The 10784-nt window shown below is 53.0% G+C and carries 8 protein-coding genes, 1 pseudogene and 1 riboswitch; all 9 genes and pseudogenes read right to left on the bottom strand.

What is annotated here, in order from left to right:
- A pseudogene (locus BG52_RS16020) lies at positions 1-186 on the bottom strand (EamA family transporter); the annotation flags it as partial.
- A 74-nt stretch (positions 187-260) separates the two neighbouring features.
- Positions 261-359: riboswitch (purine riboswitch) on the bottom strand.
- A gap of 93 nt (positions 360-452) precedes the next feature.
- A complete protein-coding gene (locus BG52_RS07295; protein ID WP_036582166.1) occupies positions 453-869 on the bottom strand; it encodes a GNAT family N-acetyltransferase in 417 nt (138 codons plus the stop codon).
- Between the two features lie 221 nt (positions 870-1090).
- Positions 1091-1927 carry a carbohydrate ABC transporter permease gene (locus BG52_RS07290; RefSeq protein ID WP_036582165.1) on the bottom strand — a complete coding sequence of 279 codons (837 nt, stop codon included), beginning with the start codon at positions 1925-1927 and terminating at the stop codon, positions 1091-1093.
- A gap of 16 nt (positions 1928-1943) precedes the next feature.
- A complete protein-coding gene (locus tag BG52_RS07285) occupies positions 1944-2855 on the bottom strand; it encodes a carbohydrate ABC transporter permease (protein ID WP_036582164.1) in 912 nt (303 codons plus the stop codon).
- Positions 2856-2960: 105 nt separating this feature from the next.
- Positions 2961-4289 carry an ABC transporter substrate-binding protein gene (locus BG52_RS07280; RefSeq protein ID WP_144340760.1) on the bottom strand — a complete coding sequence of 443 codons (1329 nt, stop codon included), beginning with the start codon at positions 4287-4289 and terminating at the stop codon, positions 2961-2963.
- A gap of 89 nt (positions 4290-4378) precedes the next feature.
- A complete protein-coding gene (locus tag BG52_RS07275) occupies positions 4379-5143 on the bottom strand; it encodes a response regulator transcription factor (protein ID WP_036582161.1) in 765 nt (254 codons plus the stop codon).
- A gap of 21 nt (positions 5144-5164) precedes the next feature.
- The gene (locus BG52_RS07270) at positions 5165-6460 is read right to left on the bottom strand and encodes an ABC transporter substrate-binding protein (RefSeq protein ID WP_036582160.1); all 1296 of its coding nucleotides are present in this window, start codon (positions 6458-6460) and stop codon (positions 5165-5167) included.
- Between the two features lies 1 nt (position 6461).
- Complete coding sequence (locus tag BG52_RS07265) at positions 6462-8231, bottom strand: sensor histidine kinase (protein ID WP_051587651.1); 1770 nt, start codon at positions 8229-8231, stop codon at positions 6462-6464.
- A 156-nt stretch (positions 8232-8387) separates the two neighbouring features.
- Positions 8388-10784, bottom strand: a 2397-nt coding sequence (locus tag BG52_RS07260) for a glycoside hydrolase family 31 protein (RefSeq protein ID WP_317628392.1), incomplete at its 5' end; no start/stop codon positions are given.

Genomic DNA, 10784 nt, shown 5'->3' with positions numbered 1-10784 from the left:
AGCCGCCCTCCGGCAGTCGCTCCGTCGGACAAACAACGCCAGGGCCAACGCGAGTAGAAAACCGGTCAACATCTGTGTGCCTACGATTTCCCCGAGCGTATAGCCGTTATTGTAGGAAAACACGACGAAGATCGACAAGATGCCATAGCTCATCGCCCCCATCAAGACTGAGATCGTATATTTCATTGCGAACGGGTCCTCTCCTCGATGCTACAGACTTCGTTATAACAAAACAAAATCCTAACCGCGAATAGAATCATTGTGAATGATCCGCTATTCGTAGTTAGGAAGTTAAGGCTTCCCGTAGAAACCCCCACCCTGTTTCGTGAGGTTATACGATCGCTATTTGCTTGTTGAAAATCCAGTGTTACAAGGACATATGTTACGCGAGACCTCAGCTTCTGTCAAGACACGGACCGGTTCCCGGCGCTGTGTTGTTGACCCGGCGCGCTTTACAAAGCGGGCAGCCGCAGCATCATGACCTCCTGCCGCTCGAATTTAAACTTTTCATAAAGCCCGTGCGCGTCGCGCGTTTCGAGCCCTACCCATGTGCTTTTGAGATCGAGATGCGCGCACAGAAACTTCATCAGCCATTTGCCCAGGCCGACGCCGCGATGATCCGGGTGAATAATGACATCGCACAACCAGGAGAAAGTGGCGCGGTCTGTGATGGCACGGGCGAAGCCTACCTGCCCCCCGTTATGATAAATGCCTATGCATAGCGAATTCTCAATGCTAAGCCTCATCGCTTCCATCGTCCTCGTCGCGGCCCAATAGCTGCCCTGTAGCATGCTCAAAATGACGTCCGGCTGAAGCAGCTCCTTGCGGTCGCTGATTTTGTAGGACATCGTCTCATGTGTCCATTCCATCCCAATCTCTCCTTGAGGCAAGTCATATGGTACAAGCTTCCCCATATTCTCGCCCGCCAAACCGGCACTTCAAACGATAAGCGGTTGAATGCAAAAAAGCGGGTCCCGAAGTCATTGAAATGACGGGTTCGGAAGCCGGTCGGGCAATTCGATACCGCAGCTTCACCAGATATTCGTTGGCCAACATTTTCCGTCGATCAACCGCTGGGGCATCGCCGCCCTTATTTAACTGCTCCTTCCGTCAGCCCTGAGATGAACTGCTTGCTGAACAACAGGAAAATAACCAATATCGGCAGCGTAGCCAGAACGGTACCGGCCAAAATCATGGAGAAGTCCTGATAATAAGCGCCGTTCAAATTTTTAAGCGCGATTTGAACCGTATGTACGCTGCGGTCCTTCAGGACAACAAGCGGCCATAGAAAGTCGTTCCACGACCCCATGAACGTGATGATGCCCAACGTGGCATAGCCCGGCCTGATGGCAGGCACGACGATATTCCAGAATAGGCGAAAAGTCGAACAGCCGTCGATCCGTCCCGCCTCGAGCAGCTCATTCGGAACGCTGGAGGAAATATACTGCCTCATCCAAAAAATGCCGAATGCATTGGCGATACCAGGGATGATGACGGCTCTGAGATCGTCCAGCCAGCCGAGTTTGCTGATAATCATATAAGAAGGAATAAGCCCCAGCTGGGTCGGCACCATCATCGAGCCTACCAGAAACGCAAACAGAACGTTGCGTCCCCTGAAATTCAGCTTGGCAAAAGCGAAGCCGGCTAACGAGCAGAAAAACAAAACGGACACCGTCAAGGTCGCGGATACGACAAATGAGTTAATCAAAGCTCTGTTGAAATTTACATTTTCATAGACTTTAATCAGGTTCTCAATGAATCTGCCGCCTGGGATCATGGCCGGAGGAAATTGATTGATCGCTGCTGTCACATTCGAACCGATGATGTACATCCAATAAAACGGAAACACGGATAACGCCGTAACGAGAATGAGAAACGTATAAAAACCGATTCGGCCCAAATTGAACGATGCGGATAATCTAGTCATATTGCTATCGATCCCCCTAATCGGCAGATTGCAGTTTTTTGGCAAAAAACATATTGACGAGCGAGAACGCCACGATGATGAAAAACAGCATCCATGCGATCGCCGAAGCGTAGCCAAACGCCTGTCGGGCAAACGCCTCTTCATAGAGTAGAAGCGTGATCGTCAAACCTTGGCCTTGCGAGCCTCCGCCGGGGCCAGAAAACATTAATGGTTCCGCAAAAATTTGCATTCCGCCAATGGTAGAAAGAATGATCGTAAAAATGATCATCGGACGCAGCAGTGGAATCGTAATGAAAAAGAACTGCTGCCGTTTCGTAGCGCCGTCGATCGTCGCCGCCTCATACAGATCGTTCGGAATACTCTGCAGGCCGGCCAAATAAATAATCGCGTTGTAACCGGTCCACCGCCACATCACCATAGATGAAATCGCCAGATGGGTTCCCAGCACGGAGCTGCGGAAATCGATCGGGTCCATTCCCAACAAGGAAAGCGCATAATTAATCAAGCCGTAATGCTGACCGAACAGTGCCCCGAAAATAATGGCAACGGCAACAACCGAGGTAATGTTGGGCAGAAATACACTGATCCGAAAAAATTCCCTGCCTTTCAGCATCGACTGGTTCAGCAAAAACGCCAGAATCAAGGCAAAAAACAGCTGCGGCAACGTGGACAGAAACCAAATGCTGAATGTATTGTAAAGCGACTTCCAAAAATACGGATCTTCCATAATGAATTTATAATTTTGCAAGCCGATGAATGTTTTCGCGCCGACGATATTCCACTTATGCAATGAAACCCACGCCGTAAAAATCATCGGAAATACGCCGAACACCGCAAACAGAATGAAAAACGGCGAGATGAACAAATACGCATTAAGGTGGTCTCTGATACGCTGATTTAACGCCCGATTCAGCGGCTTGGCCAGCATTGGATTGCCTCCCGTCGAACTCATGTTTTTTTCGATCCGTACATGCTTGCACTCATGATGGAAAAGGAGGCCGATGCCGCGACATCAACCTCCCAGGTATGCCTCCTATTTGCGCGACAGTTGTCTCTCGATATCCTGAACGGCACTACTCCAGGCGTCCTCCGGCTTTGCCTGCTTGTCTTCCACGCTCGTAATCGCCTTATTCAGTGTATCCTCCACAGTCTGGGAATCCGGACCTTCATAGACCGGTTTCACCAGCTTCGCCGCCTCCGAGTAAATTTGTCCGACCGGAGCATTCGAGAAATATTCATCCTTGAAGTTTTGGATATCCTCCGTCTCAAACAAGGCAGGGGTAGAGGGGAAATTTCCATTTTTCTGGAATGTAACCAGCTGTTGCTCCGGCGAAAGCAGCCATTTGATCAGATTGTATGCTTCCTGCGGATATTTGGACTGCTTCGGAATCGTCAGGAACGATCCGCCCCAGTTCCCCGAACCCTCCGGCATCAATGCGATATTCCATTTGCCTTTTGCATCCGGCGCGTTGGTTTTCATGAAGCCCATCATCCATGCCGGCGCCAGCTGAACCGCGAAATCGCCCTTCGTCATGCCTGTTCCCCATTCGGTGGACCAGGTGTCGACATTGGAGGTAATATTCGCTTCAATCGCTTTGTTGGCGTAGTTCCAAGCTTTCTTCACTTGCGGATTGTCCTTCAGAATCATGGTGCCGTCCGGTTTGAAGTATTTCTCGTCACCTTGGCCGACCATGACGGTAAGAAGGCTCGCCGCATTGTCGATCATGCCGACATTCGCTTTCGCGCGAACTTGTTTCCCGGCTTCGATAAAAGCGTCCCAGGTGTTGATTTGTGCGGTTACCTCCGCCGGATCCGTCGGCAAACCCGCTTTCTCAAACACATCTGTACGGTAAGCCATGGCCATCGGTCCGATATCCGTCGGAATGCCAAGAAGGTTAGCCCCGTCACCTGTCATGGCCTGCTTCCATTTCCAATCCATATAATCGCTTTCAATATCTTCTGCATTCAATTCGAGCAAATTGTAGAACTGCTCCGGATTGCTCTTGAACCTCTCGATGACTTTCACTTCCACCGCCGAGATGTCGGGCGCTCCGTTACCTGCGGCCAGCGCGGTTTGCAGGTTGTTATGAACGTCGGCGAACGGAGAGAGCTGGATATCCAGTTCAATATTATTTTCGGCCGCGTATTGCTTCATTTGCTCTTCGATGCCCATGCCGGGCCACAGCCAGACCGTCAGCTTCACTTTCTTGTCCGCTTTCCCTGAGGCGGCGGCGCCGGAAGCTTCCTCGTTCCCCGCTTTGTTTCCTTCCTTGCTCCCTCCGCTGGTCGAACCGGAAGAGCAAGCCGCAAGCGACAAGGCGAGCAACATAAATGCAAGCATAATCGATAGTCGTTTTACCACCCATAATTCCCCCTTTGAGATAGATGCGCTTGAATAAGCGCCTATCTCAATAGTATTGAAAGCGAATTCAAATTGCTATGTGGCTAGTCTTAGATTTTATGGATAAAATTCGCTTCGCGATATTCGATAGGGGTCATGCCGACCGTGCTTTTGAACAAACGGCTGAAATAGGCCTGATCGACATAGCCGACCTGTTCGCAGATTTGATAAATTTTCAGGTTGGTGGTCGCGAGGAGCTGCTTCGATTTGGCCAGACGAAACCGGGTCACGTGGTGCGTAAAGGTATGCCCCGTCTTGACTTTTAACAAGCCGCTTAAATAATTCGGATTCACTTCCAATCGTTCGGCAAGCGACGCCAGCGTAATGTCTGCGGCATAATGGGCTTCAATGTAGTCGAACGTCTGCCTTACCAGGCGGGGCAGCATTACCCGTTTCTCCAACAATCCTTGGCTATGGATCGGGTATGGTTTTTCATTGCGTATGCGTTCGGCGAGCAGTCTGCCCACCGTATCGACGCGCTCCAATATGCTTTCCCTGGACGCCGGCTTCAGTAAATAATCGAAAACCGAGACGCGAATCGCTTGCTGGGCATACTCAAAATCTGCATGACCGGTAAGCAGGATCATGAACGTCTCGGGGTATTGGCACCTCATATAGCGGGATAGCTCCAGACCGTCCATCTCCGGCATGCGAATATCCGATATGACAAGATCCACCGGCTGCTGCGCAAGCAGCTCAACCGCTTCCCGGCCATCCTCCGCTTCCTTCACATCAAATTTCTCGTCATGGAGCCGGATAACGCGCGACATCGCGCTCCGCACATGCGGTTCGTCATCGACAATCAGGATTTTCATATCCCGTCACCTCCCAGGCCCTCAATATTGCCGCAGCTCGCGTTTGGTTTGATCGATGGCATATTGCCAGGCGTCTTGCGAAGAAAGCAAGTGGTGCTCCATCTGCCAGATCGCGTCGTTGAAAATTTTCGTGGCGATATAAGCGTAAGGCCCCTCGTAAAGCGGCTTCACCTTTTTCGCGGCCTCCGAATAGATAATGCCTACCGGCGCTCCGCTGAAATACTCGTCCCGCTTCTCTACGATGCTGTCATCGTCAAAGAGCGAGGGCGTGGAAGGAAAGTTGCCGTTTTGCATAAAAACATCCAGTTGCCGGGACGGCGCAGTCAACCATTGAATCAATTTGTAAGCTTCCTTCGGATGAGCGCCTTCCCGGGGCATGGTCAAGAAGGAGCCGCCCCAGTTGCCTCCCGCTCCCGGGAGCTGCGCGATATCCCATTTGCCGGCGGCATCCGGCGCGTTCTGCTTAATGAGGCCCATCATCCAGGCAGGGGCCAGTACAACGGCGAATTCGCCTTTTTTTACCCCGGTCTCCCATTCCGGCATCCAGGAAGGGAGTTGGGCCGTCAAATCGCCCGCTGCTGCATCGGCGGCGTATTTCCAAGCCTGAAGCACCATCGGATTGCGTTCGGCGATAAAGGTGTCCGTATTTTTATCGAAATAAAGGATATCGGCTTGGCTTGCGACGCTTCGGTACACATTTGCCAAATTGTCGAACATCGCTTTGCCCGTTCTTTGCTTAACGCGCTTTCCTGCTTCAATCAGGTCATCCCACGTTCGGATGAGCCGACCAACCTCTTCGCGATCCGTCGGCAGTCCGGCTTCGGCGAATATATCTTTGCGATAGATCATCGCGAGCGGACCGATATCAGTAGGAAGACCGAATAGAAACGATCCGTCTACACTGCTGGCCTGCTGCCATTTCCAATCGAGATACACGTTTTGCAGCCCGCCGGCTCCATAATCGAACAAATTGTAGAAACGGGAAGGAACCGTTTTGAAACGGTCGATATAATTCGTCTCGATCAGACTGATATCCGGCGCGCCAAAACCGGCCGCGAATGCCGTGCGAAGATTGTCATGCACGTCCTCGAATTCGCCAGTTTGAACGGTGATCTTCAAATCGGGGTTTTCCTGCTGGTAGATAGCAATCAATCTTTCCAGACCGGTTCCGGGCCATAGCCACACGGTCAGCTCGGTCTGTCCGCTTTCCGAAACGCTGCGAATCTTCGAAGCATCAGGCACTTTGTACGCTGTGCAGCCGGCAAGCATGAGAGCAAGAAGAACGATTCCCGCGCATATTTTCGAGAATTGCGGCATATTAGCCTCCTCCCATCGGGAGCGTGACTTCAGCACGCAGTCCCCCGAGCGAACTGTTCGCCAAACGAATGCCGTATTCTTTGCCGTATATCAACCCGATGCGGTGATGCAAATTGGCAAGTCCCAATCCGGTATGCATGATGTCGATAGGATCGTTGTCTTTGCCGAAGCGCAATGCCTCGTCCATTTCGTTGTCGGACATACCGATGCCGTTGTCCTCTACGATAAACCTGATTTTATCGCTGCCCGTAACGGAGGCGGCAATCCGGACCAGCCAAGGCCGCCCTTTGACGGACTCCAAGCCGTGCGTCACGGCATTTTCAACGAGCGGCTGCAGCAGCAGCTTCATGATCCGGCAATCCAGGATACGCTCGTCCACATCCAGCTCCAACCGAAGCTTGTCCCCGTATCGGGCGTTTTGCAGCAGCATATACCTCTTCAACTGCTCAAGATCTTCTTTGACCGTTACCATCTCGGAGCCGGGTTGAATGCTGTAGCGCAACAAATCGCTCAATGTCAGCACCATCTGCGCGACTTTATCCTTGCCTTCGTTGATCAGCTCCCAGTAGATCGTATTTAACGAATTATACAAAAAATGGGGCCGAAACTGAGCTTTCAGCGCTACGATCTGAGCCTGCTTCTCGCTGATTTGCTTATCGGACAGATCTTTGACCGTCTGATCCAAGTTCCTGACCATGTTGTTAAAGCTGTCATACAAAACGGCGACCTCGCGGTTAACGAACGGCCCCTTGGACGGCTGGAACATGCCTTTGTTAACCCGGCCTAAACGCATGGCCAAGTACTGGATCGGTTTCGAAATCGACCAGGAGTAGATTGCCGTAATTGCAATCGCGGCCGCGAGACCGGTAACGCCGATAATAAATACGGCTCTTTGAATGCTTAGCACGTCCCGAATCGCAACCGGCACTTCCATATAGGAAGCAATCGTCAAGCCGCTGTAGTCCGAAGAGGTATAGGAAATATACGTTTGGGTGCCGTTAATGCGCGTAGAGATGACATCCGTCTTGCTCTCGGCGACTTTTTGCCGGAAGCTGCCGTCAAGCTCGGTTCCGATCTCCCCGCGGTCGGTGGAATAAACAATGATACCGAGCTGGTCGATCAGTTGCACTTTGCGGGTTTCGTCGACATTGTTTTCTTCCAAAATTTTTTCGAGCGCCTCGACGGGAAACACGATAAACAGATGTCCGATTTTTTCGAGCGACGTCCAGTTGTTCAATTCGCGAACACCTACGACCGCTGGAATTTTTCCATTCCGCCATGCGGGACCGGAAAGCCAAAGCACGCGTCCCCGGTTATTTTGCAACGCAGGGTACCAGGAGGCGCTTGTCATATCGCTTTTCGTACGCCAATAAGTGGTAAGCGAATTTCTGCTGTGATACATGGCTCCGTCCGCATCCATGATGGAAATGCCGAGTTCCGACCCGTTATAGCGGCTTTGCTCTTTCATGAACCTTTCTATCTCAGTCGGCGTAGTTTGGTTCGGTCTGCCGCGATCGATGTTCGTTAGATAGGTTTGGATAAGAGGGTTAAATGCAATCATCTGGGATGTCTTATCGAAGTCTCTGAGCATTACGTCCATTTTACCGCGCATTTGGATAACCGATTCCAGCAGAAGCAAGGTCGTCTTCTCTAGAATAATTTGGGAGGAATACCGATAAGTGAAAAGGCCAGTAGCCGACATGACCGCAATGAAAATAAGCGAAAAACCGACAATCAGCTGGACGAACAACGGTATTTTTTTGGTCATCATCTCTGTCCTCTGCGGTCATTCGTAGTCGTGGTGTATGATGGGCAAGTTAGTTGAATACGCTTTCTTTTTAGTATAATAGGTATTGAACGTTTTGCCTATGAAAATATCCGCACGATGCCGGAATACAAAAAGAAACCACATGCTTTGCTGTCGCTTTTATGAATGAATGACGATATCGCCTCCGGCCGCCTCCACGGCGACCAGCAGCTCGCCGTCGCGAACGCAGCAGGCTCCGCCGCGCAGCGCGGCGGCGTTATCGACGCGCTCGAACGACCGCTCTCCGGCTTTTACATCGGCAGCGCCTGCGATCCCGCGCACGATAAATACGGTCAACTCCGACCGGTTCCCGTACCACTTCAGACGAATACCGTCCCCGTTTCGTTCCGCCTTGATGCTCACCGTCACGCCAAGGTCGTCCTCGAAGCGCAAGGCTGCCGTATCCGTCACATACACGAGAAAACAGAGACGCTCATAACGGTCGGTCCGGTTGCCGACATGCTCGCCAAGGCGGCAGTCTTCTCCCAAATTCAGCGCGATTATGCCGTTCCGCTTCACATATACGGGAATATGGGCGAGCTCCGCTTCCACCTTCGCAAGCCGCGGCCCCGCAATTTCTTCGCCGCCGAACAGGGGCAGCCAGCTTCCCTCGGGGAAGTAGACCTCCTTCCTATAAGCGCCTTCCTCGATAACCGGGGCCACCAGGAGACGGTCGCCGAACATATATTGCCCGGTCATCTCCGTGCAATGGCTGTCGTCGCCGTATTCCAGCATCATCGCCCGCATCAGCGGTACGCCGGTGCGGCTCGTTCGGACAGCCTGCCCGTAAATATAAGGCAGCAGGTTCATCCGGATATCCGCATAGCGCTTATACAGCTCGATGACGGCCGGCTCCCCCGTTCTCTCCGCAATGTTCCAAGGCGTCCGATCCTGGTTGAACTCGCCCTTCGTCTCCGCGTGATACTGCATAACCGGGCAAAAAGCGGCCAGCTGCGTGGAACGAACGAACAATTCCGCAGTCGGAATGTCGCCGTGGAACCCGCCCAGGTCCCAGCCCCAGAACGGAATGCCCGACATGCTGCTCGTGAGGCCCGCGATCAGCGAGGACCGGAACGCCTCGAACGTCGAACGTTCATCCCCTGCCCAGTGCAGCGGGTATTGCTGAGCGCCGGTATAGCCGGCCCGGCTGAACGTCACGCCGCCGTCTGCTGCATATTGCTGAACGAAATCGTAATAGCTTCCCGCATACAGGTTCGGATACAGGTTGCGCATCTCGCGGCCCGTGGAGCCGTCGTGAAATTTCAAATCATGGCCGAACACAAATTCGCCGCCGTCCGTTTTGAAGCCGTCCACCCCGAGCTCCTCCGCCAAGTACCGCCGTTTATCGAACCACCATTGCTTGGCCTCGGGATTCGTATAATCGATGATGTGGCAATCCTTGAACCAGTTGTACGGCAGCGTAAACGGCTCGCCATTCGCGTCATGCACGCAGTAGCCCCGTTCCAGGAACGTCCGCTCATCGCGGTCCCGCTGCTCATGGACGACGCCGTACATGAATTTGTGGATCGGTATTTGCCACAACAGCACCTTCAGGCCGTCTGCGTGAAGATCATCCATCATCCGTTTCGGATCCGGCCACCGTCCCCATTCCGGGAAGCGGAAGTCCTCATAATGGAACGCCTCGGAGCCATCCTTCACATCATATTGCGCATCATTGAAAATATAGAAAGTCGCCTCGTCGCTCCACTGCTCCAGCACCAGCACAGTCGCGGGAATCCCGTACCGCTTCGTCAGCTCGACCTGCCTCATGACCTCCGCCTGCGAATCCCAATTGTTGCTCGACATCCATGGGCCGAACGCCCATTTCGGAGGCAGAACGGGTTTGCCGGCGATCCCCGCGAACTGTCCGAGCATGGACAGCGGTTCGTCCGCGAACAAATAAGCAGTCAATTGCTGAGCGGCGGCAGCTAAATCCGCCTCGATCTCCACAAGATCGGACAAACGGGTATGGAAGCGGAACTTCGAATAGAGCGGCGTATCCAGGAAAATCGCATAGTTGCCCGAGCTGACCGCAAAAGGAACCGGCATATATGTTTTGAGTCCCTGATCCCGATATTGGTTGTAGACATACTGATCCACTTCCTGACCAGAATAATCGAAATGGGAGTATCGCTCCCCCATGCCGAACCAGCGGTGCTCGGTTCTGGATTTCCAGTTGAACCGGACTTTATGCCGTGTTCCGCTTCCGTCCGTCAGCACCTCCAGAAACGGCTTTCCTTCCATCCCGAAGCTCTCGATCAGAACGCCCTGCTCATTGCGGAGGACGAGCTTAAGCGCTCCGTCCTTCCGGATTGCGGCCAACTTCGCCCCCGCCAGCGCAAGGACGGCTTCCGTCGCTTCCGGCTCGGCCGCTTCGCCGTCTCCGGCCGCGGCACCGCCAGGCGCCGTCCCGAACGAAAGCTGGACGGCTCCGGTTTCGTGCCGCGCCAGCGTGAGAACCGCCGAACGTTCGCCGAATTCCGATCGGTCGGCGAACCGGATCGTGATGGCTTCGCC

Origin of the sequence: Paenibacillus darwinianus, assembly GCF_000598065.1 — a bacterium.
Classification (GTDB): Bacteria; Bacillota; Bacilli; order Paenibacillales; family Paenibacillaceae; genus Paenibacillus_I; species Paenibacillus_I darwinianus.
The sequence above is the reverse complement of the archived record's forward strand: the minus strand, read 5'-3'. Positions and strand labels throughout refer to the sequence as shown.

Excerpts from the sequence above, each read along its gene's own strand:
- BG52_RS07265 (WP_051587651.1), bottom strand. The coding sequence starts at position 8,231 with ATGATGACCAAAAAAATACCGTTGTTCGTCCAGCTGATTGTCGGTTTT.
- BG52_RS07290 (WP_036582165.1), bottom strand. The coding sequence starts at position 1,927 with ATGACTAGATTATCCGCATCGTTCAATTTGGGCCGAATCGGTTTTTAT.
- BG52_RS07270 (WP_036582160.1), bottom strand. The coding sequence starts at position 6,460 with ATGCCGCAATTCTCGAAAATATGCGCGGGAATCGTTCTTCTTGCTCTC.
- BG52_RS07295 (WP_036582166.1), bottom strand. The coding sequence starts at position 869 with ATGGAATGGACACATGAGACGATGTCCTACAAAATCAGCGACCGCAAG.
- BG52_RS07285 (WP_036582164.1), bottom strand. The coding sequence starts at position 2,855 with ATGCTGGCCAAGCCGCTGAATCGGGCGTTAAATCAGCGTATCAGAGAC.
- BG52_RS07275 (WP_036582161.1), bottom strand. The coding sequence starts at position 5,143 with ATGAAAATCCTGATTGTCGATGACGAACCGCATGTGCGGAGCGCGATG.